This is a genomic window from Roseateles sp. P1_C1_2, from assembly GCF_056406535.1.
Map to the genome: position 1 here is coordinate 55,198 of NZ_JBFUAB010000033.1, position 25,322 is coordinate 80,519.

The following is a 25,322-nucleotide window of genomic DNA, read 5'->3' on the forward strand; positions in this document are numbered from 1 at the left end:
CGCTCAGCTTTCCCGTCGACGCCGCGAAGCGCCGACGGTCCTTTGCGCGTTCAGTTCGCCGCGAAGCAGTACAGCAGGCCCGCGCCGCCGGTGCTCACCAGCTTGGGCTGGCTGCAGCCGCGGCTGCCGTGGGCGGAGTTCCAGGACGCATTGCCGCCGCCGGTGCGGTCGAAGTGGCCGAGTTGCACGGAGCCGTCCTCGGCGCCGGACGAGTAGTTGCGGCAGGTCTTGTCGGCGCTGTCCGGGTAGGCCCGGCCCTCGGGTGTGGAGCCGGTCAGGATGTCGTGCTCGTTGGGCGTATCGCCAGCGGCCTTGGGGCGTTCGCCTTTCTCCGTCAGCGCCGTGTTGCGCGTCAGGTTGCTGCCGAGCTGGGCCTGCTCCAGCGTGTCGCCGTGCAGATGGCCGACGTCGCGCGCGATGACCTGGCCGCGCACATTGGTCCAGGGGCCCTTGCCGATGCGGTCGCGGGCATTGACGGCGCCGGTGCCCTGGGTGCTCAGGTAGGCGCGCCAGGTCTTGAACGGCGTGCCGGCCGCGTCGGCCAGCTTCTGGCAATGCGCGTCCGCGCCTTCGAGGCCGCCATAGTTGGCGCCCTGGCCGCCACCGCTGCTGGTGACGAAGAAGCTGAAGGGCGGTGGGGGCGGGGCGCTGGCGGCCGCGGCCGGCGGAGTCTGGGCCTGGGCGGCGCCCGCGAACAGCAGGGCCGTGGCGAGGAGTGAAGTCTTCATGATCAGTTGGAATTCCTGTAATCGTCGTGGCAGGCCTTGCAGGTCTTTTGCAGGGCGGCGAGCTGGGCCTTGACGGCGGCCACATCGCCGCCCTGGGCGATGCGGGCCAGTTCGTTGGCTTCCTTGCCGAAGGCGGCCTGGGCGGCGGCGGCGCCGGAGGCATCGCTGAACAGCGTGGCCTTGACCGAGGTGTCATGCCAGCCCTTGCCGCTGTCGGTGCCGGCGGCGAACAGGGTCGGCAGGCCGCCATTGGCGACGGCGGCGATCGTGTTCGCCGCACGGATGACGTCGTCCTTGTTGTAGGCGCCGTCGACATTGGCCTTCACGCGGCCGGTGTTCCAGCCTATGACCTGGTAGGCCGACTGGCGCCACTTGATGAGCTGTTCGGGCTTGGGGGCCTGCTGGGCCTGGGCGGTGGTGGCCAGCAGTGCCGCGGTGATGAGGCAAAGTGATTTCATCGTTGTGTTGGATGAGTGGGGAAAGGGATCAGCGGCCGGCCAGGCGCTCGACCTCGGCGAGGGCGGCGGCCACGTTGGCGGCGGGGGCCAGGCCGCCGACGGTGGCGACCACACGGCCGTCGCGGCCGATGACGAAGCTGGTGCGCTCGGCGCGGGCATGGGTGATGTCCTGGCCCTGGGTGGTCTTGCGGCCGGCCGGTGTCGCGGTGGTCGCGATGTCGAAGGCTCGCGCGATCCTGCCGTCGGCGTCGGAGGCGACGGCGAGCTTGCCGGCACAGGTCTCGGGGTCGGCCGAGAACTCGCGCAGGCGCTCGAGGCCGTCGCCCGACACGCCGATGACGCTGGCGCCGGCGGCGGTGAAGCGGGCCAGGTTCTCGGCGAACTCGTGAGCCTGCAGATTGCAGCCGCCCGTGAACGCGGCCGGATAGAAGTAGACGACGACGGGGCCCTTGGCGAGGGCGTCCTTGAGCTGGACGTCGATGGTCTTGCCGGCCAGCGCCGCGGTGGCACGGAAGTCGGGGGCGGCATCGCCGGGTTTGAGGGCCGCATGGGCGGTGCCTGCGAGGGCGAGCAGCGCGAAGGCGAAATGCTTCATGGCAAAGGCTTGTAGGGGTCGTGGCAGTCGTTGCAGGCGAGGGCGATGGCGCGCGCGGCGCCCTTGGCGCCGGTGACATCTCCGGCGGCCAGCGCCGTGGTGATGGCGGCCGCTTGACGCTCGCCGTCGCGCGAGAAGCCGACCGCATCGGCGGCCGGGTAGTCCTTCTCGAAGAAGGTCGTCATGTCGGCATAGAGCTTCTGCAGGGCCTGGGCATCGGCCGCAGCCTCGTCGTGGCGACCGGCGGCGAGGGCCTTCTGCACGCTGACCGACTTGTGGTCGATGGCGCGCATCCAGATGCCGAGGTCGAGCTTGGAGGCGGCGTGGCAGAGCGGCGCGGCGAGCAGGGCGATGGAGATGAGGAAGCGAGCTGTCATTTCCTGATCTTGTAGACCTCGTGGCAGGCCTTGCAGCTGCGCGTCAAGTCGCTGAGTGCGTCCTGCGCGGCGTCGTAGTTGCCGGCCTCGACGGCGGCGGCGATGGCCTGGGCGTGGTCCTGCGACTTGCGCGCGAAGTCGACGCCGCGGGCCGCATCGGGCTGGGCCGTGTAGTGGGCGCCGACCTGCTGGAAGAAGCGCGCGAGTTCACGCGCCTCGTCCAGGGCCTTGCGGTTCTGCAGGCTGACGTTGGAGTCCAGGTCGCGCAGCGTGTCTTCGGCAGTGCGCATGTCGTCGGCACTGAGATCGGCTTGTGCGGCGAAGACGGTGGTTGCAATGAGCACGGGGAGGACGGCTAGGTGTCTCGAGAAGTTCATTCGTTTGTTTTTGCGGAGAGCCTTTCGACCCGATGCAGTGAGCCGGGAGTCCGCCCCGGCAGGGCGGGTAACTTTTCTCTGACGCGCCAGAGAAAAGTCACCAAAAGAGGAGCGCTCAATGCAATCCGCACTCGAGCGGCGGCATGCGCTCGCGGTGCTCGGAACTGGGCCGCGCCTACACGCGACCCGCTGCGCTCTCGCTGCTGTCCCTGTGACGATCACCATCCATTGCTCCTTCACGCCGCTTAACGCCGGCTGCACGCCGTGCTCATCAGGAAATACCGAACAGCCGCGTCGCCCGAGCGACGCTGCATTGGGCTGTTTTGATGAGCCCGGCGTGCAGCCGCGCGTCGAACGGCCCGCAGATCCGATGGATGGCGCTCTTCACAAGTCGTGTGCGAGAGCGCAGCGGTTCGCTTGTGGGCGTCGGGCAGTCGGCTGTTGCACGGCGCAGCTCGTGCATGTGGTGCTCGTGTGCGGTTCAGGGCCTCTTCTTTGGTGACTTTCTTCTGGCCCCGCAGAAGAAAGTTACCCGGCCGCCGGGACGGACTCCCGGCAATGCATCGATGAGGCAGACCGCATCGCAAGAGCAACCGCGCTTAAGCCAGGATCTCCTTGATCACATCCCCAAACACCGTCGTCGCCTTCTCCGCCCGACCCTGATGCGCAAACACCAGCTTCTTGTGGTTCAGCCCCAGCTGATGCAAGAGCGTCGCCTGCAGGTCATATGTGTCGACCACACCCGTCGCCGCACGCAACCCGATCTCGTCCGTGCCGCCATACGTTCCCGGCTTGATGCCGCCGCCGGCGATCCACTGCGTATAGCCCCAAGGGTTGTGATCCCGCCCGTTGCCCGATTGCCCATACGGCGTGCGGCCGAACTCCGAGGCCCAGACGACGAGGGTCGTCTCCAGCAGGCCACGGGCCTTCAAGTCCGCCAACAACGCACCCACAGGCTGGTCCACCTGCTTGCACATGACGGCGTGGTTCTTCTCCAGGTTGTTATGCGCATCCCACGAATCCACGCTGTTGTCCGGCGCGCCGGAGATGACGTGCACGAAGCGCACACCGCGCTCCACCAGACGGCGGGCGCGCAGCAGGGCGGTGCCGTACTCGTCGGTCTCCTTGGTGCCGATGCCGTAGGCGGCCTTCGTCGCAGCGGTCTCCTTGCTGAAATCCACCGCTTCGGGTGCCGAGCTCTGCATGCGGTAGGCCAGGTCATAGCTCTTGGCGCGGGCGATCAGCTCGGTGTCGCCGGGGTAGCGCTCGGCATGCTCGCCGTTCAGCGCACGCAGCAGGTCGAGCTGGGCGCGCTGTTCCTTCTCGGTGATGCCATCGGGCCGCGCCAGATGCAGGATGGGCGAGTCGCCCTTGCGGAAGGGCGTGCCCTGCAGGGCGGCGGGCAGGAAGCCGCTGCTCCAGATGACGGCGCCACGGCCGCCGCCGGCCGCGCCCACGCCGGTGGGCAGCACGACGAAGGCCGGCAGGTCGGGGTTGGCCGAGCCGAGGCCGTACTGCACCCAGGAGCCGAGCGCAGGGCGGCCCGGCACCAGGCCGGCGGTGTGCAACTTCAGTGAGGCGATGACGTGGGTGCTGCCCTCGGTCTTGCTGCCCTTCAGGAAGGCGATGTCGTCGGCTTGCTTGGCGATGTTGGGCAGCAGGTCCGACACCCAGGCGCCGCTCTCGCCATGCTGCTTCCAGGTGCGCTTGCTGGCGTAGAGGTTGCCGACGCCGCCGTCGGTGGCCGTCTTCAGATCCTTGCCGAAGCTGTCGGGCAGGGGCGTACCGGCCAGCTTGATGAGATCGGGCTTGTAGTCGAACAGGTCCAGCGTGCTGGGCGCGCCGGCCATGTGCAGCCAGATGACGGCCTTGGCCTTGGCCGGGTGGTGGGGCTGGCGCGGCAGCGTCGGATCGAAGAGCTCGCTGGCGAAGGCGGACGAGAGGCCGCCGAAGCTGCCGAAACCGAAGGCGCCTGCGGCTGCGGAGCCGACGGCCGTGCCGAGGAAGTGGCGGCGGGAATGGTGGTGATGGCTCATTTCAAACCTCAGAAGCGATAGGTGAATTCGTTGGTGTTGACCAGGGTGTGGACCAGGTCGACGAAGGCGGCGGCGCGGGCCTTGCTGGCGCCCTTGATGGGGGTGCCGCTGATGGCCGCCGCCGTGGTGGCCGGAGCGGCTCCGCCACCGTCATCCGCCGAGTCGTCGCCGCCATCGCCCTTCTTGCGCTTGGCGGCCTGCTGGTCCAGATAGCTCAGGAAGGCCGTGCGCTCGTAGCGATCGGGTTCGCGCTTGTAGGCGGCCTTGTAGAAGCCGTCGATCTGTTTGGCCAGCTTGGGGTCCACGCCCCAGCCTTCGGGCAGATGCGGCTTCTTGACCTCGCCGGCCTGGGCCGTCTGCAGGGCCTCCTGGGCGTTCAGGAAGGCGGTGAGGCGCTCCTTTTCCTGGGCCGTCGGCTTGCGCGAGAACAGGATCTCGTAGACGCGGTCGATCCTGGCGGACTCGCTGGCCGGTGCTTCCTGGATGACGCGGCCCGCCAGGGCCTGGCTCCAGCCCAGCACCAGGTCGCTGTTGACCAGGGCCAGGGCCTGCGGGGCCGTCGTCGTCACGTCGCGGCGAAAGTGCGGCGACTGCGGGTTGGCCCAGTCGAAGGTTTCCAGCAGCGGATAGGGCGAGTTGCGCAGCACGAAGACGTAGAGGCTGCGGCGGTTGTGGTCGCGCGGGTCCTCCGAGGTCTGCCAGCGGTTGCGCTGGCCGCCGATGTCGAAGTTGGGCGGGATGGGCGGGTAGACCGACGGTCCGCCGCGCTTCTCTTCCAGCAGGCCCGAAGCCGCCAGCAGGGAGTCGCGCAACTGTTCGGCCTCCAGGCGCTGGCGCGGGAAGGCCCACAGCAGCTTGTTGTCCGGATCCTGCTTGACCTCGCGCGCCAAGCTAGCCTGGCGGTAGGTGCTGGACAGCAGGATCTGCTTGTGCAGCGTCTTCACGCTCCAGCCCTGCTTGACGAAGTCGGCGGCCAGCTTGTCGAGCAGCTCGGGGTGGGTCGGCTTGCTGCCCGTCTTGCCGAAGTCGGCCGTCGTGTCGACGATGCCGCGGCCGAAGACCTGGGCCCATTGGCGGTTGACGAAGACGCGCGCCGTCAGGCCGTTGTCGGGGCTGACCAGCCAGTTGGCCAGGGCCGTGCGGCGGCCCGAGGACGTCGCCGTCGGTTCGATCTTCAGTGCCGTGTTGTCGGTCAGCAGGGCCGGCAGGCCGGGTTGCACTTCCTGCAGCGGGCGGTCGTAGATGCCCTTGAACAGCACCTTGGTCGGCGGCGCGTCGGGGCCCAGCTCGGCCATCGTCGAGATGGCGCCCGGGTCCTTGGGCTTGAGCGCGTCGAACTTCTTCAGCTGCTCGCCCAGGGCCTGGTATTTGGCGTAGCCGTCCTTGTCCTTGGTCTTGAGCTGGTTCTCGGCGTTGCGCGTGCGGCCCTGCATGGTCCACAGGTTGCGGTGGTAGATCCAGCGGTCGTAGGCGTTGCGCTCGGCCGCCGGCTTGCTGATGGAGTCGCGCGTGGCCGGCACGAAGCCCGACAGGCGGTCGGTCTCCAGCTTGTCGATGGTGGGCTTGAGGATGGCCTCGCGCTGCTCGCGCAGGTCCTGGGTCGCGTCTTCCCACCTGGCGAGCTGGGCCTTGTAGTCGGCCAGCGCCTTGCCGGTCAGCGGCGAGACGTCGTCCTTCCAGCTCGCGTTCGAGAAGAAGGCCTGGAACTGGTAGTACTCCTGCTGCGTGATCTTCTCGGTCTTGTGGTCGTGGCACTGGGCGCAGCCCAGCGTCGTGCCGAGGAAGACGGCGGACACCGTGTCGGTCAGGTCGTTGGCAACCTCCTGCTTCTTCAGGTTCAAATCGCGCGCATTGATCTCGTCGGGCAGGTTGCGCAGGAAGCCGGTGGCGATCAGCGCCTCGGTGCGCTCGGGCCAGAGCTCGTCGCCGGCCAGCTGCTCCTTGACGAAGCGGTCGAAGGGCTTGTCGGCATTGAAGGCGTTGACGACGTAGTCACGGTAGCGCCAGATGTTGGGCCGGGTGCCGTCGGTGTTGTAGCCGTCGCTGTCGGCGTAGCGGCTCAGGTCCAGCCAGCGGCGCGCCTGGCGCTCGCCATAGCGCGGCGAGGCCAGCAGGCGCTCGACGAGCTTCTCGTGCGCCTTGGGCGACTTGTCGCCCACGAAGGCGTTCACTTCCTCGGGCGTGGGCAGGATGCCCCAGGCATCGAGCGTGGCGCGGCGGATGTAGGCATGGCGGTCGGCTTCCGGCGAAGGCGCGATGCCCTGCGCCTCGAGCTTGGCGAGCACGAAGGCGTCCAGCGGCTGGCGCACCCAGGCCTTGGCCTTGAGGGCCGGCGTGGCGACTTGCGTGTTCAGCGGCGTGTAGGACCAGGGGCGCTCGCTGCCTTTGACGAAGCCGCCGGGCGGCGCGTAGTCTTCGGCGGGGCTGAGGGTGGCGACGCCGGCCAGCAGGGCGGCGAGGGCGAGAGGGGCAATCCGGAACTTGGGCACGTAGGTCTCCCGGGGAAATGACAAGGACGAACTGGAAGGGTCAGCGCAATAAGCGCGCCAGCGAAAACGGCGCGAATCGGGCCGAAAACAGGGCAGGTTTGCGGGGGCGCCAACAGCGCTGTTGAAACGCTGTTGGCGGATCAACAGTGCTTACAACCTGGCCATGAACTGGATGCCCACGCTGCGCGGGATGGCCGGCGCGTAGCTGGTACTGCTGATGGAGCGCACCGTGTCGTCGTTGAACAGGTTCTTGACGATCAGGCTGACGTTGAAGCTCTTGTTGCGCGTGCCGAAGCCGATGCCGGCGTCCACCGTCGTGCTCTTGGGCACCACCGAGTAGGCCGACAGGCCGACGTCCGAGTAGTAGGACGAGGAGAAGGCGACATTGCCTGTGTAGTTGATCTCCTTGTCGCCCCAGACCGGCTGGCGGTAGTCCACGCCGATGTTGCCGGTGTACTTGGCCGAGCCGGCCAGCGGCTTGCCGCTCTGGTCGGCATAGGGCGAGGCGCCGGGGAAGTTGTCCTCGGTGCGCTGGGCGGCGTTGGGGAAGGACTTGTACTTGCCGTCGTTGTAGGCCGCCGAGAAGCGCACGGTCAGGTCGCGGATGCCGCCGTAGACGCCGTCGATCTCCAGCCCCTTGACCTCGACCTTGGGCACGTTGCCGGTGGTGCTGGTGTAGTAGAAGGTGCCGTCGTTGTTCAGCGCCGTGGTGTAGCTGTCGACGACGCGCACGCTCTGCTGATAGTCCTTGATGCGGGTCAGGAAGACGTCGGCATTCAGGATCAGCGTCTTGTTGAACAGCGCCGACTTGAAGCCCGCTTCCAGGCTGTCGGTCTTCTCGGCCTTGACCGGCGAGGAGATGCCGTTGACGAACTGGGCGATGCCGGCCTTTTCGCCGTGCTGCAGCGAGAGGTAGCCCGTCAGGTCGCGGTTGAACTTGTAGCTGGGGCTCAGCACCCAGGCCGGCTGCGTCGCCTTGAAGGGCTCGGCCGCCGTCGTCGGGAACAGCACGCCGACATTGGTCTTGCGGATGGCCTGGGCGTCGGCGAGCTGGCGCTTCTGGGCGACGGTCAGCGCATTCCAGTTGGCGGCGCCGAAGTACTTGGCGGCGGCCTTGTCGGCGGCGGCCAGGGCGCTGCTGCTGAGCGTGGCGTTGGTGGTGTCGGTCGTCAGCGTGACCGAGGGCGCGCCGGCGGTGCCTGCCGCGGCCAGCACGGCGCCTGCGGTACCGGCCGGCACGACGATGCCGTTCTTGACCCACTTGGCTGCGCCGGTGTTCAGATAGCTGTCGAAGCCGCCCAGCAGCACGCCGTTGACGATGGACGGGTTCAGCTCGGGCGCGCTGCCGTCGCTGGTGATGCGGCTGGTGCCGTCGTTGCGGCGGTCTTCGCGGGTCAGGCGAGCGCCGGTCGTCAGCGTCAGCGCCTCGCTGAAATGCCAGTTGGCCTGGGCGAAGATGGCAGCGCTCTTGTTGCGGATGTCCTGCACGCCGGTCGGGCTGTTGTAGGAGGCCTTCACATTGGCCAGGCTGTTGCGCAGCAGGTCGCGGCCGGCGCCGTCGGCGTCCAGGCGGTTGTATTGCGCCGCGCTGGCGAACCAGGCGCCGGCGTCGTTGCCCCACCAGCGGCGGTAGTCGGCGGTGTTGTCGACCTTGATGAAGTAGAGCCCGGCCTGGTAGTCGACGAAGCCGCCCTGAGCCGACGTCAGGCGCAGCTCCTGCGTGGCCTGGCGGTAGTCGTTCCAGAAGCCGCCGGCATTGCGATAGACATCAAACGGCGTCGCGTCGTCATTGACCGCGTCGAAGTGATAGCTCTTGAAGGCGGTGATGGAGGTCAGCGTGTGGCTGCCCAGCTGCCAGTTCAGGTCGGCCGTGGCGCCCGAGCTGCCGGTGACGAGGCCGCGCACGGAGTCGGTGGTCAGCAGGTTCTGGTAGTCGGCCAGCGAATAGCCGGTGTTGTCCTTGAACCAGCGGCGGCCCAGGCGCTGCTCGTTGGTGACCGTCGTGATGGGCGCGCCGTTGGAGTAGGTGGTCGGCGGGTTGATGACGGGGAAGCTGCGGCCGTTGGTGGTCTCGCCGGCGCGCGGCTGCAGGTCGAAGGCGAAGCGGGCCTTGAAGTCGGGCGAGGGCGTGACGAGGAACTGCACGCGGCCCGAGATGCGGTCGGTGTTGGTGTAGCTGACGTCGCGGTTGTAGGCGTTCTTGATGTCGCCGGCGCCGCGGTTGGCCGAGAAGGTGCCGCGCCAGGCGATGAGGCCGTCGACGATGGGGCCGCCGATGGCGGCGGTGGCGAACAGGCCGTCGCGCTGGCGAAAGCCCAGCGTGAAGTCGGCCGTCGGCGTGAAGCTGGGGCGCTTGGTCGAGAAGATGATGTTGCCGACGCTGGCGTTCTTGCCCAGCAGCGTGCCCTGCGGGCCGCGCGTGACTTCGATGGTGTCGATGTCGACGAAGTCGAAGCTGGAGGTCAGCGCGTTGTAGGCGTAGGAGACGCCGTCCACGATGATGCCGACGCTCGGGTCCTGCGCCTCGGTCTGGCCGATCTTGCCGATGCCGCGGATGGAGATGGAACTGGTGCGCTGGTTGCCGAGGTTCCAGCTGACGTTGGCGGCGCGCTTGGTGATGTCGTCGATGCCCACGGAACCCAGGCGGTCCAGCTCGGCGCCCTGGATGACGGAGATGGACAGGGGCACGTCCTGCAGCTTCTCGATGCGGTTGCGGCTGCGCACGGTGACGGCGCCGAGGGCTTGCTGTGCGGGTTCTTCTGCAGGGGCGGTGGCTTCCTGGGCGAGGGCGCTGCCGGCGGCAAGGGTCGCGATGAGGGCGGTCAGGGGGCGGAGGCGAAGGCGGTGTTTTGTCGTCATGGAATGGAGTGATCGAAAGAGCTGGAGCTATCACTTCATTGCAGGGAGCGTGCCCAATACGCTGGGCGTCTAAGCAATTGCGCTTCGCGTTGGCAAGCGGGGTTTGGGCCCGTTTTGAACGCTTGCGGCCCCGCTCGCGGAGGGCGGGGGCGTGGGCGCTGTTGCGAACTCAACAGCGCCACAGCAGGTGCTGCGCGTGAAGGCGCAGTTCTGAGCCTCGCGGCGTGGTTTTCATGGCCTGCGGGCTGGCACGGAAGCTGCGCTGCTCCCGAGGTCTGCCACTCCCTTGGACCTCACCATGAAAACACTGCACGCCCTGGCCCTTGCCGCCCTGGTCGGCCTGACCGCCGTCGCACAAGCCCAGACTGCCGCTTCCGCACCGGCCGCCGCCGCTGAATGGAAGTACAAGACCAAGCGCCTGAAGGCTGCCGAGGTCGATGCGCTGCTGGCYCAGCCGGACAAGCTGCTGGTGCTGGACCTGCGCCGCCCCGACGAGCTGATCAAGTACGGCAGCTTCCCGGCCTTCCTCAACATCCAGAACAAGGATCTGGAAAAGCACCTGGCCTATCTGCCCAAGGATCGCGCCATCCTGACGGTGTCCAACCACGCGGTGCGTGCCGGCCGCGCGGGTGACATCCTGGCCGAGAAGGGCTACAAGATTGCCGGCGCCACCGGCAGCGAAGACTATGAAAACGAAGGCGGCAAGGCCGTCGCCCACATCCAGCCGCCGCAGCCGCGCGCGCAGGCTGCAGGGAGCACGGATGTCGCAGCCGCCCGCCAGCCCTGAAGCACCTGGCGATGTCGCGGTCTGGGACCTGCCGCTGCGCGTCTTCCACTGGGCGCTGGTGGGTCTGGTCAGCGGGGCAATAGCCACTGGCCTGGCCGGTGGCGCCTGGATGAGCTGGCATGCGCGCGCCGGCCAGGCCATCGCGGCCTTGCTGGTGTTCCGCCTCGGCTGGGGCCTGTGGGGCACACGCTATGCGCGCTTCGCGCAGTTCTGGCCCACGCCCGGGCGCATCTGGGCCTATCTGCGCGGACGCTGGCAGGGCCTGGGCCACAACCCGCTGGGAGCGCTGTCGGTCTTCGCCGTGCTGGCCCTGCTGGTCACCCAGGTGCTGACCGGCCTGTTCGGCAATGACGAGATCGGCTTTGCCGGACCCTGGTCGGGCTGGATAGCCGAGGACCTGAGCCTCAAGCTGACGGGCTGGCACAAGCTCGCGGCCAAGCTGCTCTATGCCTGGCTGGGACTGCATCTGGTGGCCATCGGCGTCTATGTGTTCGTGCGGCGCCGGCCCCTGCTGCGGGGGATGTGGGCCGGGCATCAACCCGGCGCTACGGCCGCGTCGGCGGGCCCCACGCCGTGGCCGCTGGCGGCGGTGGCGGCGTCGCTTGCTGCGCTGGCCTGGGGGCTGCTGTACTGGTCGGGCCTCTGAGCGATCGATGGGATGGCCCTGCACGGGCCGAGGCATTAGGGTCTGCGTCATTGCTTGACGGAGACCCTGATATGAGATCCATGACGAAGCTGATGCAGCCTGCCGTGATCGCGGCCGCTTTCCTGTACGTGGCGACCTTCGCGCAGGCGGCATCGCAGGCCCCCGTGGCCGCCGAGAACGGCATGGTGGTCACGGCCCAGCACCTGGCCACGCGCGTTGGCGTCGACGTGCTGAAGGACGGCGGCAATGCGGTGGATGCCGCGGTGGCCGTGGGCTATGCGCTGGCCGTCGTCTACCCGGCCGCGGGCAATCTCGGCGGCGGCGGCTTCATGACCGTGCAGCTGGCCGACGGCCGCAAGACCTTCCTCGACTTCCGCGAGAAGGCGCCGCTGGCTGCCACGGCGAATATGTACCTCGACAAGGACGGCAATGTCATCAAGGGCTTGAGCACCAAGGGCCATCTCGCCGTGGGCGTGCCAGGCAGCGTGTCCGGCCTGGAGTACGCGCTGGCCAAGTACGGCACGATGAAGCGCCCCGCCGTCATCACGCCGGCCATCCATTACGCCGAGCAGGGCTTCGTGCTGGACCAGGGCGACATCGACATGCTGCACACGGCCACCGACGACTTCCGCAAGGATCCGGCCACGGCGGCCATCTTCCTGAACAAGGGCGAGCCCTTCCAGGTCGGCGAGAAGCTGGTGCAGAAAGACCTGGCCACCACGCTGAAGGCCATCCGCGACCAGGGCGAGGCGGGCTTCTACAAAGGCCCCGTGGCCGCCGCCATCGTCGCGTCCAGCCAGGCGGGCAAGGGCATCCTCAGCCAGGCCGACCTCGACCAGTACAAGACGCGCGAACTGCCGCCGGTGGAATGCGACTACCGCGGCTATCACGTGGTCTCGGCGCCGCCGCCCAGCTCGGGCGGCGTCATCATCTGCGAGATCCTCAACATCCTGGAGGGCTATCCGCTCAAGGAGTTGGGCTTCCGCTCCGCGCAGGCCGTGCACTACCAGATCGAGGCCATGCGCCACGCCTATGTGGACCGCAACAGCTATCTGGGCGACCCGGACTTCGTCAAGAACCCGCTGGAGCGGTTGCTCAGCAAGGACTACGCGGCCAAGCTGCGCGCCGTCATCGACCCGAACAGGGCCGGCGTGTCCAAGGACATCAAGCCCGGGGTGTCACCGCACGAGGGCAGCAACACCACGCACTATTCGATCGTCGACAAATGGGGCAATGCCGTGTCGGTGACCTACACGCTGAATGACTGGTTCGGTGCCCGCGTCACCGCCGCCAAGACGGGCGTGCTGCTGAACGACGAGATGGACGACTTCACCGCCAAGATCGGCGTGCCCAACCTCTATGGCCTGGTGCAGGGCGAGGCCAACCGCATCGAGCCGGGCAAGCGGCCGCTGTCCTCCATGAGCCCGACCGTCGTCACCAAGGATGGCAAGACCGTGATGGTGGTCGGCACGCCGGGCGGCAGCCGCATCATCACGGCGGTGCTGCACACGATGATCAACGTCATCGACTACGGCATGGACGTGCAGGAGGCAACGGACGCGCCGCGCTTCCACCAGCAATGGCTGCCCGAGGCGACCAACGTGGAGGTGAATGCGCTGTCGCCCGACACGCGCAGGATCCTGGAGGGCTGGGGCCAGAAGTTCGCCGACCCGCAGCCGGCCAACCACCTCGCCAGCATCCTGGTTGGCGCGCCCAAGCTGGGCGGCAAGCCGGTGGGCAAGAACCGCTATTACGGCGCCAATGATCCACGGCGCAACAGCGGCCTGGCCGCCGGATATTGAAGCCCCTCGCCCAGTCGCGCCTCGCTGAACGCGGGCGCGCTTGGTCGGTCCCCCGAGGGGACGGCGATGCTCGCGGCATCGAGCCGCGAGCACATCGCCAGAGCGGGCCGGCTAGGGAGCGGCCCGGCGCTCGGCCCGAATGCCGACGCCTTCGTCATCGGTTTGACACACAGCAACGCGAGCATGCAGCCCTTTGACTGGGGCCTGCATGCGTTTGCCCGTTCTGCTGCTCGCTGGTGTGCTGGGCCTGCTGCCGCTGATGGCGCCGGCCGCGCCGGTCGAGCTGAGCTTTTCTGATTTTTTCTCTTCACCGATCGGCCCGCGCGGGCTCGAGCCCACGGCCAAACTGAAAGCCGCCGCCGGCCACGAGGTCCGGCTGGTGGGCTTCATGGTGCAACGCGAGCAGTCGCAGGCCGGCCAGTTCCTGCTCACGCCGCGCCCCGTGGCCATGGCCGAGCATGCGGATGGCGAAGCCGATGACCTGCCGCCTTCCACCGTCACCGTGCTGCTGCCCGAGTCGCAGCGTGCGCACCTGGTCGCGCACCGGGCCGGGCCGATCGCGCTGAGCGGCCGTCTCGACTACGGCCCGGCCGAGGATGCCACCGGCCGCGTCAGCTGGATCCGCCTGCATCTGGCGCCCGAGGCCCTGGCCGCCGCCCCTGCATCGCACTGAGACCTTCGATGAAACACACCCTGCTTCTTGCCGCACTCGCTGCCGGATCCGCCGTGGCCGCGCCCGCTGTCACGCGACTGACACCGCCCAGCGAACTCTTCTCCAGCGGCCGCGCCGACCCCGTCATCGCCCGCTTCCTGCCCGGCCAGCGCTTCGACCTGCAGGCCACCGTCAAGCCCGACGCCGGCCAGAAGATCACGGCCGCGCGCTTCCTCGTCGACGGCAAGCCGGTGGCCGCCACGGTCGCGCTGCGCGACTGCGCCAGCGGCTGCACCAAGGGCCTGGCCGCCGAGACCGCCATCGCCACCGTCCGCGCGGTCAGCAGCGACGCCGCCGGCAAGCATGAGTTCAGCGTCGAGGCGACTCAGGCCGACGGCCAGAAGGTCACGGCACGCGGCAATTTCGAGGTCGTGCCCTTCACAGCGGCCCTTGGCCCCAAAGTGAAGAACATCATCATCCTGCTCGGCGACGGCATGGGTGCCTCGCAGCGCACCGCCGCGCGCATCGTGCATGGCTATGCGCAAGGCAAGGCCCTGCAGCCGCTGGCGATGGACACGTTCACCGCGACGGCCATGGTCAAGACCTCGTCGCTGAATTCCATCGTGACGGACTCGTCGCCGGGCATGACGAGCTATGTCAGCGGCAACAAGAACAACAACAACGAAGAGGGCGTCTTCCCCGACGATACGGTCGACGCCTTCGACAACCCGCGCGTCGAGTACCTCAGCGAGTACCTGCACCGCACCCAGGGCAAGCAGCTCGGCGTCGTCACGACGGCCGATGTCTTCGACGCCACGCCGGCCGGCAATGCCGTGCACACCAGCAACCGCGGCGCGGGCACCGGCATCGTCGACCAGTTCTTCGACGACCGCGGCCACACCGGCCTGAGCGTGCTGATGGGCGGCGGCCGCAAGTGGTTTCTGCCGGCCGGCACGCCGGGCTCGGCGCGCACCGACAGCAACGACTACGCCTTCTCGGCGACCGATCCGCACACGGCGGAGATCGTCAAGCGCTGGGGTGYGTCGGCCGGCTCCCTGGACAAGGGGCGTGACCTCATCAAGGCTTTCGAGGGCGCCGGCTTCAGCTACGCGGCCACCAAGACCGACCTCGACAAGGCCGACGCGAGCAAGCCTCTGCTCGGCCTGTTCGCCTTCTCCAACATGAATGTGGCCCTGGACAAGATCAACGGCCGCCGCGGCAGCGACAGAAACGGCCTGGGCGGCGCCAGCGTCGTCGAGGACTTCGGCCTGCCCGACCAGCCCATGCTGGACGAGATGGCGGCCAAGGCCATCAGCGTGCTGAAGCGCTCGCCCAAGGGCTTCGTGCTGATGATCGAGGGTGCCTCCATCGACAAGCAGGCCCACAACATGGACACCGAGCGCTGGATGCTGGACACGCTGGAGTTCGACCGCGCGGTGCGCGTGGCCCAGGACTTCGCGGCCGAGCAGGGCGACACTCTCGTCATCGTGACGGCCGACCATGAATGCTCGGGCGCCGCGCTGATTGGCGGTTCCATGGTCACCGACAAGGCGCTGGTCGACCTGGCCGCCAAGAAGGGCGTGGCCAATTTGCGCAACAGCGTCGTCGGCGTCTACGAGAAGGCCGGCTTCCCGCGCTACAAGATCGCCGCCGACGGCTATCCCGAGACGACCGACATCGACTTCCGCCTGCTGGTGGGCTACGGCGCCAACGCCGACCGCTATGAAGACTGGCGCAGCAAGAAGACGCCGCAGCGCGACGCCCAGCAGCCCTTCGCAAGTGACGCCCCGCTGAAGTGGTACCCGGCCAATGCCCAGGAGCGTGACGATGCGCTGGGCGACTACCTCGTCACCGGTCAGGTGCCGGGCGAGTCGGCCGTGCACACGGCCACCGACGTGCCGCTGTCGGCCTATGGCCCCGGCGCCCTGGCCTTCACCGGCGTCATCGACAACACCGATGTCTTCTTCAAGCTCGCCCAGGCAGCGGTCAAGGGTGTCGTTGCGCCCGCTGATACTTCGGGCTCCAAGAAGCCGCCCAAGCCCAAGCGTTGAAACTCCCAGAGACCGCCACCCCCGCGCCCGCTCATCAGCGTTGGCGCTGGCTGGCGGTATTGCTTTTCGTGGCCGGGCTGTGGGGCCTGGTCGAGGTGACTGGCCTGCGCCAGCAGATCAGCCTGCAGGCCGTGCGCGACGGCTTCACCCAGCACTGGCTCTGGGGCGCCACGGCCTTCACGGCGCTGTTCGTGCTGGCCAATCTCGCGCACATTCCCGGCGCCTTCTTCCTGGCCGCGGCGGTGCTGGCCCTGGGGCCGGTGTGGGGGGCGTTGACGACCTATGTCGCCGCCTGCATTGCCTGCGTGGTGACCTTCGTCGTCGTGCGCGCCCTGGGTGCCGATGCGCTGCGCGAGCTGGACAACCGCCTGGCGCGCCGCCTCTTCGCGCGGCTGGACGCCCACCCGGTGCGCAGCGTCGTGCTGCTGCGCACGGTCTTCCAGACGGTGCCTGCGCTGAACTACACCCTGGCCCTGTCCGGCGTGAAGCTGCGGGACTATGTCGTCGGCACGCTGCTGGGCCTGCCCTTGCCCATCCTCGTCATGACGGCGCTGTTCGACAGCCTGGCCGTCTGGATGGGCTGGGCCACGCACTGAAGACCCCTGGCGCACGCGGCTTCACGCCGCTGGCGATGATGGGGCGATGACCGCATCCGCGACCCGCCAGCTCTGGCTGCTGGCCCTGGCCAACTTCGCCATCGGCATGGGCGCCTTCGTCGTCGTCGGCGTGCTGTCGCCGGTGGCCCTGGCTTTCGGCGTCGACCGTGCGCAGGCGGGGGCGCTGATGAGCGTCTATGCCGCCACCTATGCCATCGCGTCGCCGCTGCTGATCGCGGCCACGGGCCGGGTGGACCGAAGGCGGCTGATGTCCATCGGCCTGGCGCTGTTCGCCCTGGGCGCCGTGTTGGCGGCGCTGGCGCCGAGCTTTGCGCTGCTGCTGGCGGCGCGTGCMCTGATGGCCCTGGGCGGCGGCCTCGTCACGCCGGTGGCGGCCTCGGTCGGCGTGGCCCTGGCCGGCCCGGGCCAGCAGGGTCGAGCGCTGGCCATCGTCTTCGGCGGGCTGACGTTCGCGCAGGTGCTGGGCATCCCGGCCGGCGCCTGGCTGGGTTACGCGCTGGGCTGGCAGGCGGCCTTTGTCGTCGTCGCCGTGCTGACCGTCATCGGTCTGCTCGCCATCGTCACTGCCTTGCCGGGCGGCATCGCGGTCCCGGTGGCGAGCCTGGCCAGCCTGGGCGCCGTGCTGCGCAACGGCCGGCTGATGGTCGCCGTCGCCTTCACGGCCCTCTTCACCGGGGGGCTCTATGTCTGCTACACCTTCGTCGCGCCGCTGCTCGAGACCATCTATGGCCTGAGCCGCGACGGGGTGACCGGCATGCTGCTGCTCTTCGGCCTGGGCGCCGTCGTCGGCAATGCCATGGGTGGGCGACTGACCGACCGCATCGGCTCGCGCCGCACGCTGGTGCTGCTCTGCCTCGCACAGAGCCTGTTGATGCCCGCGCTGACGCTGCCGACCTGGCCGCTGGCGGTGGTGGGTGGGCTGATGTTCGTCTGGAGCGTGTTTGGCTGGAGCTTCATGGTGCCGCAGCAGGCGCGGCTGGCGGCCCTGGACCCGGCCCAGCTGCCGGTGCTGTTCGCGCTGAATGCGTCGGCCATCTACGTGGGCGCCACGCTGGGCTCGGCCGTCGGCGGCGCGGTGCTGAAGGGGCTGGGCCTGCACGCCCTGGGCCTGTTTGGCGCCGCGCTGGCCCTGCTTGGTCTGGCGTCTTTGGCATTCCGTCGCTGAGCTTGGACAGCGGCCGACCCGCACCGGATACTGCCCCTTCCACAAGGAGACCTCCCCCATGAAGACTTGGCTGATCGCCACTCTCACCCTGGCCGCTGCGGCTGCACAAGCCCAGGGCACCGACCCGCTGAAGGCCGCCGTCGCCGGCGACAACCGTCTGGTGGGCAATGTCGCCCGCGACGTCTACCGCCACCCCTACGAGACGCTGAGCTTCTTCGGCATCAAGCCGACCGACACCGTCGTCGAGCTCGCGCCGGGCGGCGGCTGGTTCACCGAAATCCTCGCGCCCTATCTGCGCGAGTCCGGCCAGCTCTATGCCGCCGACGGTGGCAGCGTGCGCTTCAAGGCCAAGATGGACTCCATGGGTGTCTACAGCAAGGTCAAGATCTCCAGCTTCGATCCGGCCAAGGGCCAGTTCGACATCGCTCCCGCCGGCAGCGCCGACGCCGTGCTGACCTTCCGCAATGTGCACAACTGGATGAGCGGCGGCACGGCCCAGGCCGTCTTCGATGCGGCCTTCAAGGCGCTGAAGTCCGGCGGCACCCTGGGCGTTGAAGAGCACCGCCTGCCGGCCGCGCGTGCCCAGGATCCCAAGGGCGGCAACGGCTATGTGCAGGAGGCCACCGTCATCAAGTTCGCCGAGGCCGCCGGCTTCAAGCTGGTGGGCAAGAGCGAGGTCAATGCCAACCCCAAGGACACGGCCGACCATCCGGACGGCGTCTGGACGCTGCCGCCGACCTATGCCCTCAAGGACAAGGATCGCGCCAAGTACCAGGCCATCGGCGAGAGCGACCGCATGACGCTGAAGTTCGTGAAGCCCTGAGAAGGTGTGAACGAACCCCACACGCCCGCTCATCCCGCTGCAACGCCGCCACTCAGCGTTGCAAATGCTCGCCGTAGCCCGCGCTACGGCTGTGCTTTGCGCCTTGATTGGCGACGCCGCATCGGTCTGCTCGGCCGCGCGGGGTCCATTTGCACCTTCTTCGCCCGCGCCCAATCATGAGACATGCTGTGATCGGGTACGGGCGCCTGGCGCGGGCGCTGGTGCCCGCGTTGCAGGCGGTCGGGCAGCAGGTGGTTGTCGGCCGGCGCCGGCCGGTCGGTGGCGAGTTGGGACAGGTGGAGGCGGCCAGGGCCGGAGACTGGGTCTGGCTGACCGTCCCCGACGACCAGATTGCCGCGACGGCGGCCAGCCTGCCTTGGCGCCCGGGCCAGCTGGCCCTGCATTGCAGCGGCGCGACGCCGCTGTCCGCCTTGAGCCCGGCCCTGGCCGCGGCGGGCTTCCATCCGCTGAAGCTGCTGGCCGGCGATGCCGGGCTGGCGGGCACGCATGTCGGCATCGAGGCCGACGCGATACACGGCCCCGCGCTGGAAGCGCTTGCTCACGCGCTGGGCCTGGTGCCGCTTGCGCTGCCGTCGCCCATGAGCGCCCAGGCGCGCGCGGCCTATCACGCGGCCGCCAACCTGGCCGCCAGCGGCGTGCTGGCGGTTCTGGCGGAAGCGCAAGCGCTTTGGAGCGCAGCGGGCCTGGCGCCGGCCGACGCCTTGCCCGCGCTGGCGCCGCTGACTCGTGGCGCCCTGGACACCGCGCTGGCGCGTGGCCTGCCCGGCGCGGTATCGGGCCCGATCGCCCGCGGTGACGCCGGCGTGCTCGCCCGCCATCTGGACGCGCTGGCCGTGGCCGGCCTGGATGCCGACCTGCTGCGGGCCATTGGCCGGCGCCAGCTCGCGTTGGCCGAGCAGGCGGGTCGCCTGGACGTGGCACAGGTCACGGCGTTGCGGGCCTTGCTGGCGAAGTGATGAATACGTTTGCAGTCGGCGTGACAAAGAGCGCGTTCGGCCATGGGTCGGGCGTTTGCGTGCCAGGGCAGCGCTTCTAAACTTCTCGCAGCCCCATCGCTGTTGCTGGGCGCATCCAGGGAGTTCCACATGTCCGACGCGTCCATTCAGGCCATGATCCGGGCCGACGCCGCCCAGATCCTGCACGACGTCGTCGAGGAACTGCCCGATGCGCGCGAGCGCCTCGCCTATGTGCGCAGCATGACGGAGCAGGCCGCCACCAAGGTGCTCAACCTGGTGGAAGCCGCGGCCGACGATGCCGAGGCCGTGCGCAAGAAGGGCCGCGAGCTGTCCGACGCGCTGAACCGCCTGGCCCTGTCCAGCAATATCAGCGCCGATCGCGCCCGCGCGCTGATGAAGCTGTGTGCTGCCTATGCGTCCGACGCCGCGAGCTTTGCCGCGCGCGAGAAGTCCCTGCACACCGAGATCATGATGTCGCAGGACTTCCAGGATCTCTCCGGCCAAGTCATCAACAAGGTCAGCAAGATGCTGGAGCGCGCCGAACCGCCGCTCAAGGATCTGGTGGCCTCGTTGCCCGCGCCGGCCGCCGCCGCCACCTCCGCCGAACTCGGTGGTGTGCAGACGCCCGACAAGGCCCTCAAGCAGGACGACGTGGACGACCTGCTGGCCAGCCTGGGCTTCTAAACCCAGCTCGCCGGGTCGAGCTTGTAGTAGCTGCTGAGCTCCCCGTACAGCGCCGGGTGACCTGCCGCCAACTCGATCGGCCGCTCGAAGAACAGCTCGCTGATCACCGCGAAGAACTCCGCCGGATCGGTGGCGCCATAGGCGTCGATCAGGCCCGGCTCACCACGCGCCAGGCGCCAGCGCAGCGCATCGAACTCGTTCTGCATGACCGTCGACCAGCGCCGGTAGGCCTCGGCCGAGGGCAATGCCGGCGCGCCGTTGGCCGGGCCGCCAGCCTGGTCGAGCTGGTGGGCGAACTCGTGGATGACGACGTTGTGCCCGTCACCCGGCGTGGCGGCGCCGCGCTTCACTTCGTCCCAGGCCAACAGCACCTGGCCCTGGCTCCAGCTCTCGCCGGCCAGCACGCGGCGCTGGTCCGACAGCACGCCGCCGGACTCGGTCACCGGCCGGTCGACGACAAAGGCACCGGGGTAGACCAGTACCTGGCGCAGCTCGGGGTAGACGCCGCGCGCCGCGCCCAGCAGCGGCAGGCAGGCCAGGGCGGCGATGGTGACGCGGATCTCGTCCGTCACGCGCAGGCCACGGCAGCCGAGGATGGGCTTCTCGGCCAGGAAGACCTGCATCAGCCCCTTCAGGCGCAGTTGCTGGCGCGCCGGCAGCCGCGACACCAGCGGCACATGGCGGCGCAACAGGCGCCGCCAGGCGGACGGGAAAGGGCGGCTCGCGATGCGCTCGCGGCGGCGGCGCACCCACAGCGGCCACAGCGCGATGCCGGCGGCGGCGAGCAGGACGAGGCAGAAGCAGATGAACAGCGGCATGCTCGGCAACTGGGCCCGGCGGCGCGCATTGCAAGCCCCCGCGAATACCCCGACCACCGGGGCGGGGGAGGGTGGGACATAACATGGCCCGGGTTCAAGGCCACGGAGTCGCCATGCCGCCCCGTCTCAGAAGAGTCCCCTTCAACGTCTTCTACGGTGGCAGCCTGCAGCCCCGGCAGCGCCGGCCATGACGCAAGGGCCGCTGCGCGCCTGGCAGGTTCTCTTCGGCGGCATCAGCGCGCTGGTGCTGACCATCGGCCTGGCGCGTTTCGCCTACACGCCACTGCTGCCGCAGATGCAGGCCCAGGCGGGCCTGGGCGTGGCCGACGGCGGGTTGCTGGCGTCCATCAACTACGCAGGCTATATGAGCGGCGCACTGCTGGCGGCCTGGATCGAAAGCCCGGCCTGGCGCCAGCGCCTGTATGTCTGGGCGCTGCCGCTGGCGCTGCTGATCACGGCGCTGATGGCGTGGAGCAGCAGCTTCGGCGTCTGGGCCCTGTCGCGCTATGTCGGCGGCCTGTGCGGCGCGGCCGGCATGCTGCTGGGTTCGGGGCTGGTGCAGGGCTGGCTGATGCGCTCGGGCCGCCGGCCCGAACTGGGCATCTATTTCATCGGCCTGGGGCTGGGCATCGTCGTGTCGGCCCTGGGCGCCATGGGCATGACGGCGCTGGACCTGGGCTGGGCCGCGCAATGGCAGGGCTTCGCCCTGCTTGGCCTGGCCTTCCTGCTGCCGGCCTGGGCCTGGCGCCCGCCGGTGCCGCCGCCGGCCGTGAAAGCCGCCGCCGGTGACGCGCCGAGCCGGCGCTGGATGGCGCTGATGGTGGCGGCCTATTTCTGCGCCGGCTGGGGTTTCGTCATCAACGCGACCTTCACGGTCGCCATCGTCGAGAAGCAGCCGCTGCTGGCGGGGCAGGGGCCCTGGGCCTGGCTGCTGGTGGGCCTGGCAGCGACGCCGGCCGTCTTCGTCTGGGACCGCATCGCGCGCCGCACGGGCGACGTCGGCGCGCTGCTGATCGCTTTCGGCGTGCAGATCGTCGGCGTGCTGCTGCCGATGCTGGCCGGTGGCTTGGTGGCGGCGCTGGCCGGCGCGCTGCTCTATGGCGCGACCTTCATCGGCATCGTCAGCCTGACGCTGGCCCTGGTCGGCCGGCGTTCACCGGCCAATCCTGGCAAGGCGATGGCGAGGTTGACGCTGAGCTATGGCGCAGCCCAGATCAGCGCGCCTGCGCTGACGGGGCATATGGTGCAAGCCAGTGGCAGCTTCAATGCGGCGCTCTGGTTGACGGCCGGCGTGATGGCGGCCGGCATGGCCTGCCTCGCCGCGGTGCGGCGGGAAGCGGGCTGAGCGGCCTTACTTGCCCGTCATGATGCCCGTGATGTTGCGGCGTGCTTCGCCCTGCTGGGTGACCGCTTCCTGGTCGGCCTTGCGCTGCTCGGCGGTGCGGCAGCGCAGCTTCGAGAAGTTGGTGCCGGTCTTGGTCTCGCGCTCGCAGACGGTGTCGTTGTCGACCGCGGCCACGGTCACGTCCTTCTGGGCAGGGGCGGCGGCACAGGCGGCCAGGGCCAGGGAAATCAGGGGCAGCAGCATTCGTTTCATGGCAAAAGTCGATTCGTGCGAAGCGCCGCAGAATACCGCGCGCCTGACCTTCCAACCCCATGACATGCGACACCTGCTGACAACCCTGATCCTGTCCACGCTGCTGGGCGCTGCCGCGCTGGCCCAGCCGGCCGTACGCCCCTTCGACGTGGCCGCCGCGAACGGCCTGCAGCGCCTCGTCGAACCCGAGATCTCGCCCGATGGCCGTTGGGTGGTCTATGGCCTGCGCGTGGCCGACCTGGCCAAGGACAAATACCAGACCGACCTCTGGCTCGCGCCGACGGCGGCGGGCGGTGTGCCGCGGCGCCTGACCTTTGGCGGCGACATCGGCGGCAAGCCGCATTGGCTGGGCGCGGACGGCGCGGCCATCGCCTTCCTGGCCACGCGTGGCAGCGACGACGAGAAGAAGAAAGGCGCGCAGCTGTGGCGGCTGTCGTTGGCGGGCGGCGAGGCGGAGAAGCTGAGCGACATCCAGGGCGGCGTCGACGACTACGCCCTCGCGCCGGACGGCAATCGCGCCGTCGTCGTCGTGCAGGACGAGGCACCCGATCCGGAGAAGCTGGCCGGCTGGCAGCGCAAGACGCCGCTGCCCATCGTCATCGACGCCTTTCACTTCAAGCAGGACCGCGAGGGCTATCTCGAGGGTCGCCGCAAGCATCTGCAATTGCTGGACCTGGCCAGCCGCAGGATCGAGGTGCTGACGAGCGGCGCCTTCGACGAGGCCGCCCCGGCCTGGAGCCCGGATGGCCGCCAGCTCGCCTTCCTCAGCAATCGCTCGAGCGAGGGCGACCGCACCGAGGCGACCGGCCTCTTCGTCATGGCCGCCGAAGCCGGCGCCACGGCGCGGGCGCTGGCGACGCTGACGACGGACACCGACGCGCGTCCGGCCTGGAGGCCCGATGGGCGCTTCATTGCGTTGCCGACGGGTGACGACGTGAAGTGGAGCGCCTATCAGCAATGGCGCGTCGGCCTCTACGACGTCGACAGCGGCTCGCTGCAGGTGCTGGGCGCGGGGCTGGATCGTGGCTGGCAGGCGCAACTGGCCTGGGTGAAGGACGGATCGGCGGTGGTGGGTGTCATCGACGACGACCGGCACAGCCACCTGGCGCGCATCGCCGTCGCCGATGGCCAGGTGCGGCGCATGACCGGCTCCGGCACGGCGAGCGCGGCCAGCATCGCGAGCGATGGGCGCATCGCTTTTCTTGCCGCCGGCTGGAGCCAGCCGGCCGAACTGCAAGTGCTGGAGGCGGGTCCGCAGCCGCCGCGCGCGCTGACCACTCACCATGAGGCCTGGCGTGCCGGCCTCGTACTGTCGACGGTGCGTGAGTTCAGCGCGAAGAGCGCCGACGGCGCCGAGGTTCACGGCCTGCTGGCGCTGCCCGCTGGCGCGAAGCTGCCGCTGCCGACGGTGCTGCTGATCCACGGCGGCCCGAATGGCCAGGACGCCCAGGAGCTGTCGACCCGCAGCGCACTGCGTGAGCGCCTGGTGGCCGCCGGCTACGCGGTGCTGCTCGTCAACTACCGCGGCAGCAGCGGGCGTGGCCAGGCCTTCCAGCGCGCCATCCATGCCGACTGGGGCCGGCTGGAGGTGCAGGACCTGCATGCCGCGGTGGACTGGGCCGTGAAGCAGGGCATTGCCGACCCGGCCCGGCTGGGCGTCGGCGGCTGGAGCTATGGCGGCCTGCTGACCGACTACCTGATCGCCAGCGACACGCGCTTCAAGGCCGCCGTCAGCGGTGCCGGCAGCGGCAACCAGCTCAGCATGTTCGGCACGGACCAGTACGCCGTGCAGTACGAGCGCGAGATGGGCCTGCCGTGGCTGCAACGCGAGCGTTGGCTGAAGGTGTCCTATCCCTTCTTCAAGGCCGACCGCATCAAGACGCCGACGCTGTTCCTCGGTGGCGAGAAGGACTTCAACGTGCCCATCGCCGGCAGCGAGCAGATGTATCAGGCCCTCAAGATGCTGGGCGTGCCGACCCGTCTCGTCATCTACCCGGGCCAGTTCCATGGCCTGTCGCTGCCGAGCTACCAGCGCGACTGGGAGACCCGTTTCATCGCCTGGATGGACAGGTTCGTGAGGGGCCAGACACAGTCCGCCACGGAGTAACTCTGTGTGACGCCGTCATCCGTCGGGCAGCCGCGGCGGTTAGAGGGGCACGGCCGCGTTTTTGCGGCTTGGAGTACCCCATGAAACGACTGGCCCTGGCCATTGCGCTGATTTCTACCGCCCTGCTGTCGGGCTGCATCATCGTGCCGCACCGCCATGGTGGCGGCTACCACCGGGATGGCTACTCCCGGGACGGCGGCCATCGTGACGGCGGCTACTACCGCGGCAGCGTCTACATCCAGCCCGGCCGGTAACCGACTTGGGCCGCCTCGCGAGGCGGCCCGGAGATCGCCATGAAAAGACTGACACTGGCATTCGCGCTGGCCTCGTCGGCGCTGCTGTCGGCCTGCGTCGTGGTGCCTGCCCACCGGGTCGGCTATTACGACGGCGGCTCGACCATCGTCGTCGATGCACCACCGCCGGCGCCCTATGCCGAGGTGGTGCCCGTCATGCCCTATCCGGGCGCCGTCTGGATAGGCGGCTATTGGGGCTGGAACAGTGGCCGTCACCAATGGGTGCCGGGCTATTACGAGCGCCCACGCGCCGGTTACCGCTACGAGCCGCATCGCTGGGACAACCGTGGCGGCCGCTGGCATCTGCGTGCCGGCGGGTGGATTCGCCTATAGGGTTTTGTTTCCCGCCAACGCCATGGGCCGAGTTGTGGCCAGGAGGGGCGC

At 69.0% G+C, this 25,322-nt stretch carries 25 protein-coding genes; 14 read left to right on the top strand and 11 right to left on the bottom strand.

The window, feature by feature from the left end; translation table 11 throughout:
* Nucleotides 1-50: 50 nt before the first annotated feature.
* The 9 genes from AC1D2H_RS27495 to AC1D2H_RS27535 all read right to left on the bottom strand — a co-directional run bounded on the left by AC1D2H_RS27495 (nucleotide 51) and on the right by AC1D2H_RS27535 (nucleotide 9,919).
* Nucleotides 51-728 (bottom strand): lectin, encoded by a 678-nt coding sequence (locus AC1D2H_RS27495; protein ID WP_478013076.1) that lies wholly within the window; start codon nucleotides 726-728, stop codon nucleotides 51-53.
* Nucleotides 729-730: 2 nt separating this feature from the next.
* Entirely contained in the window at nucleotides 731-1,186 is a 456-nt protein-coding gene (locus tag AC1D2H_RS27500; RefSeq protein ID WP_478013077.1) for a c-type cytochrome, read from the bottom strand.
* Nucleotides 1,187-1,214: 28 nt separating this feature from the next.
* Nucleotides 1,215-1,781 carry a peroxiredoxin gene (locus AC1D2H_RS27505; protein WP_478013078.1) on the bottom strand — a complete coding sequence of 189 codons (567 nt, stop codon included), beginning with the start codon at nucleotides 1,779-1,781 and terminating at the stop codon, nucleotides 1,215-1,217.
* The gene (locus AC1D2H_RS27510; protein ID WP_477937435.1) at nucleotides 1,778-2,158 is read right to left on the bottom strand and encodes a hypothetical protein; all 381 of its coding nucleotides are present in this window, start codon (nucleotides 2,156-2,158) and stop codon (nucleotides 1,778-1,780) included. Before AC1D2H_RS27510 ends, AC1D2H_RS27505 begins: the two co-directional genes overlap by 4 nt.
* Nucleotides 2,155-2,502, bottom strand: a complete 348-nt coding sequence (locus AC1D2H_RS27515; protein ID WP_478013079.1) for a cytochrome c — start codon at nucleotides 2,500-2,502, stop codon at nucleotides 2,155-2,157. Before AC1D2H_RS27515 ends, AC1D2H_RS27510 begins: the two co-directional genes overlap by 4 nt.
* 304 nt (nucleotides 2,503-2,806) lie before the next feature.
* Nucleotides 2,807-2,998: a hypothetical protein gene (locus AC1D2H_RS27520; protein ID WP_477937431.1), complete on the bottom strand. Its 192-nt coding sequence runs from the start codon at nucleotides 2,996-2,998 to the stop codon at nucleotides 2,807-2,809.
* Between the two features lie 136 nt (nucleotides 2,999-3,134).
* Complete coding sequence (locus AC1D2H_RS27525) at nucleotides 3,135-4,571, bottom strand: DUF1501 domain-containing protein (RefSeq protein WP_477937429.1); 1,437 nt, start codon at nucleotides 4,569-4,571, stop codon at nucleotides 3,135-3,137.
* An 8-nt stretch (nucleotides 4,572-4,579) separates the two neighbouring features.
* Entirely contained in the window at nucleotides 4,580-7,060 is a 2,481-nt protein-coding gene (locus AC1D2H_RS27530; RefSeq protein WP_478013080.1) for a DUF1549 and DUF1553 domain-containing protein, read from the bottom strand.
* Between the two features lie 150 nt (nucleotides 7,061-7,210).
* Nucleotides 7,211-9,919, bottom strand: a complete 2,709-nt coding sequence (locus AC1D2H_RS27535) for a TonB-dependent receptor (protein WP_478013081.1) — start codon at nucleotides 9,917-9,919, stop codon at nucleotides 7,211-7,213.
* A 298-nt stretch (nucleotides 9,920-10,217) separates the two neighbouring features.
* Here AC1D2H_RS27535 and AC1D2H_RS27540 point away from each other — a divergent pair, with 298 nt between their 5' ends.
* From AC1D2H_RS27540 to AC1D2H_RS27585, 10 genes are all read left to right on the top strand, one after another.
* On the top strand, nucleotides 10,218-10,706 hold the full coding sequence (locus AC1D2H_RS27540) for a rhodanese-like domain-containing protein (protein ID WP_477937423.1): 489 nt from the start codon (nucleotides 10,218-10,220) through the stop codon (nucleotides 10,704-10,706).
* Nucleotides 10,681-11,352 (top strand): cytochrome b/b6 domain-containing protein, encoded by a 672-nt coding sequence (locus AC1D2H_RS27545; RefSeq protein WP_478013082.1) that lies wholly within the window; start codon nucleotides 10,681-10,683, stop codon nucleotides 11,350-11,352. The genes AC1D2H_RS27540 and AC1D2H_RS27545 overlap by 26 nt, the downstream gene beginning before the upstream one ends.
* A gap of 92 nt (nucleotides 11,353-11,444) precedes the next feature.
* Nucleotides 11,445-13,154, top strand: a complete 1,710-nt coding sequence (ggt, locus tag AC1D2H_RS27550) for a gamma-glutamyltransferase (protein WP_478013096.1) — start codon at nucleotides 11,445-11,447, stop codon at nucleotides 13,152-13,154.
* Nucleotides 13,155-13,362: 208 nt separating this feature from the next.
* Complete coding sequence (locus AC1D2H_RS27555) at nucleotides 13,363-13,827, top strand: hypothetical protein (RefSeq protein WP_477937419.1); 465 nt, start codon at nucleotides 13,363-13,365, stop codon at nucleotides 13,825-13,827.
* An 8-nt stretch (nucleotides 13,828-13,835) separates the two neighbouring features.
* Nucleotides 13,836-15,857 (top strand): alkaline phosphatase, encoded by a 2,022-nt coding sequence (locus AC1D2H_RS27560; RefSeq protein WP_478013083.1) that lies wholly within the window; start codon nucleotides 13,836-13,838, stop codon nucleotides 15,855-15,857.
* A complete protein-coding gene (locus tag AC1D2H_RS27565; protein WP_478013084.1) occupies nucleotides 15,854-16,453 on the top strand; it encodes a TVP38/TMEM64 family protein in 600 nt (199 codons plus the stop codon). Before AC1D2H_RS27560 ends, AC1D2H_RS27565 begins: the two co-directional genes overlap by 4 nt.
* Nucleotides 16,454-16,559: 106 nt before the next feature.
* Complete coding sequence (locus AC1D2H_RS27570) at nucleotides 16,560-17,639, top strand: MFS transporter (RefSeq protein WP_478013097.1); 1,080 nt, start codon at nucleotides 16,560-16,562, stop codon at nucleotides 17,637-17,639.
* Between the two features lie 58 nt (nucleotides 17,640-17,697).
* A complete protein-coding gene (locus AC1D2H_RS27575; protein WP_478013085.1) occupies nucleotides 17,698-18,462 on the top strand; it encodes a class I SAM-dependent methyltransferase in 765 nt (254 codons plus the stop codon).
* Between the two features lie 176 nt (nucleotides 18,463-18,638).
* The gene (locus AC1D2H_RS27580) at nucleotides 18,639-19,439 is read left to right on the top strand and encodes a DUF2520 domain-containing protein (RefSeq protein ID WP_478013086.1); all 801 of its coding nucleotides are present in this window, start codon (nucleotides 18,639-18,641) and stop codon (nucleotides 19,437-19,439) included.
* Nucleotides 19,440-19,568: 129 nt separating this feature from the next.
* Nucleotides 19,569-20,123 carry a protein phosphatase CheZ gene (locus tag AC1D2H_RS27585; protein ID WP_478013087.1) on the top strand — a complete coding sequence of 185 codons (555 nt, stop codon included), beginning with the start codon at nucleotides 19,569-19,571 and terminating at the stop codon, nucleotides 20,121-20,123.
* On the opposite strand, the gene AC1D2H_RS27590 is transcribed toward AC1D2H_RS27585, so the two are convergent.
* A complete protein-coding gene (locus tag AC1D2H_RS27590) occupies nucleotides 20,120-20,941 on the bottom strand; it encodes a M90 family metallopeptidase (RefSeq protein WP_478013088.1) in 822 nt (273 codons plus the stop codon). The genes AC1D2H_RS27585 and AC1D2H_RS27590 overlap by 4 nt on opposite strands.
* A gap of 187 nt (nucleotides 20,942-21,128) precedes the next feature.
* On the opposite strand from AC1D2H_RS27590, the gene AC1D2H_RS27595 reads away from it, so the two are divergent.
* Nucleotides 21,129-22,286, top strand: a complete 1,158-nt coding sequence (locus AC1D2H_RS27595) for a YbfB/YjiJ family MFS transporter (protein ID WP_478013089.1) — start codon at nucleotides 21,129-21,131, stop codon at nucleotides 22,284-22,286.
* 6 nt (nucleotides 22,287-22,292) lie between these two features.
* Here AC1D2H_RS27595 and AC1D2H_RS27600 read toward each other — a convergent pair whose 3' ends face one another.
* Nucleotides 22,293-22,538, bottom strand: a complete 246-nt coding sequence (locus AC1D2H_RS27600; RefSeq protein WP_477937402.1) for a hypothetical protein — start codon at nucleotides 22,536-22,538, stop codon at nucleotides 22,293-22,295.
* Between the two features lie 64 nt (nucleotides 22,539-22,602).
* On the opposite strand from AC1D2H_RS27600, the gene AC1D2H_RS27605 reads away from it, so the two are divergent.
* The 3 genes from AC1D2H_RS27605 (at nucleotide 22,603) to AC1D2H_RS27615 (ending at nucleotide 25,271) form a co-directional block, all read left to right on the top strand.
* Nucleotides 22,603-24,645, top strand: coding sequence for a S9 family peptidase (locus AC1D2H_RS27605; RefSeq protein WP_478013090.1), 2,043 nt, complete (start codon nucleotides 22,603-22,605; stop codon nucleotides 24,643-24,645).
* An 80-nt stretch (nucleotides 24,646-24,725) separates the two neighbouring features.
* Nucleotides 24,726-24,899 (top strand): hypothetical protein, encoded by a 174-nt coding sequence (locus tag AC1D2H_RS27610; RefSeq protein WP_478013091.1) that lies wholly within the window; start codon nucleotides 24,726-24,728, stop codon nucleotides 24,897-24,899.
* Nucleotides 24,900-24,938: 39 nt separating this feature from the next.
* On the top strand, nucleotides 24,939-25,271 hold the full coding sequence (locus tag AC1D2H_RS27615; RefSeq protein ID WP_478013092.1) for a hypothetical protein: 333 nt from the start codon (nucleotides 24,939-24,941) through the stop codon (nucleotides 25,269-25,271).
* Nucleotides 25,272-25,322: the final 51 nt, after the last annotated feature.

Excerpts from the sequence above, each read along its gene's own strand:
- AC1D2H_RS27495 (WP_478013076.1), bottom strand. The coding sequence starts at position 728 with ATGAAGACTTCACTCCTCGCCACGGCCCTGCTGTTCGCGGGCGCCGCC.
- AC1D2H_RS27500 (WP_478013077.1), bottom strand. The coding sequence starts at position 1,186 with ATGAAATCACTTTGCCTCATCACCGCGGCACTGCTGGCCACCACCGCC.
- AC1D2H_RS27505 (WP_478013078.1), bottom strand. The coding sequence starts at position 1,781 with ATGAAGCATTTCGCCTTCGCGCTGCTCGCCCTCGCAGGCACCGCCCAT.
- AC1D2H_RS27510 (WP_477937435.1), bottom strand. The coding sequence starts at position 2,158 with ATGACAGCTCGCTTCCTCATCTCCATCGCCCTGCTCGCCGCGCCGCTC.
- AC1D2H_RS27520 (WP_477937431.1), bottom strand. The coding sequence starts at position 2,998 with ATGCACGAGCTGCGCCGTGCAACAGCCGACTGCCCGACGCCCACAAGC.
- AC1D2H_RS27525 (WP_477937429.1), bottom strand. The coding sequence starts at position 4,571 with ATGAGCCATCACCACCATTCCCGCCGCCACTTCCTCGGCACGGCCGTC.
- AC1D2H_RS27535 (WP_478013081.1), bottom strand. The coding sequence starts at position 9,919 with ATGACGACAAAACACCGCCTTCGCCTCCGCCCCCTGACCGCCCTCATC.
- AC1D2H_RS27545 (WP_478013082.1), top strand. The coding sequence starts at position 10,681 with ATGTCGCAGCCGCCCGCCAGCCCTGAAGCACCTGGCGATGTCGCGGTC.
- ggt (WP_478013096.1), top strand. The coding sequence starts at position 11,445 with ATGCAGCCTGCCGTGATCGCGGCCGCTTTCCTGTACGTGGCGACCTTC.
- AC1D2H_RS27555 (WP_477937419.1), top strand. The coding sequence starts at position 13,363 with ATGCGTTTGCCCGTTCTGCTGCTCGCTGGTGTGCTGGGCCTGCTGCCG.
- AC1D2H_RS27575 (WP_478013085.1), top strand. The coding sequence starts at position 17,698 with ATGAAGACTTGGCTGATCGCCACTCTCACCCTGGCCGCTGCGGCTGCA.
- AC1D2H_RS27580 (WP_478013086.1), top strand. The coding sequence starts at position 18,639 with ATGAGACATGCTGTGATCGGGTACGGGCGCCTGGCGCGGGCGCTGGTG.
- AC1D2H_RS27585 (WP_478013087.1), top strand. The coding sequence starts at position 19,569 with ATGTCCGACGCGTCCATTCAGGCCATGATCCGGGCCGACGCCGCCCAG.
- AC1D2H_RS27590 (WP_478013088.1), bottom strand. The coding sequence starts at position 20,941 with ATGCCGCTGTTCATCTGCTTCTGCCTCGTCCTGCTCGCCGCCGCCGGC.
- AC1D2H_RS27595 (WP_478013089.1), top strand. The coding sequence starts at position 21,129 with ATGACGCAAGGGCCGCTGCGCGCCTGGCAGGTTCTCTTCGGCGGCATC.
- AC1D2H_RS27600 (WP_477937402.1), bottom strand. The coding sequence starts at position 22,538 with ATGAAACGAATGCTGCTGCCCCTGATTTCCCTGGCCCTGGCCGCCTGT.
- AC1D2H_RS27605 (WP_478013090.1), top strand. The coding sequence starts at position 22,603 with ATGCGACACCTGCTGACAACCCTGATCCTGTCCACGCTGCTGGGCGCT.
- AC1D2H_RS27610 (WP_478013091.1), top strand. The coding sequence starts at position 24,726 with ATGAAACGACTGGCCCTGGCCATTGCGCTGATTTCTACCGCCCTGCTG.
- AC1D2H_RS27615 (WP_478013092.1), top strand. The coding sequence starts at position 24,939 with ATGAAAAGACTGACACTGGCATTCGCGCTGGCCTCGTCGGCGCTGCTG.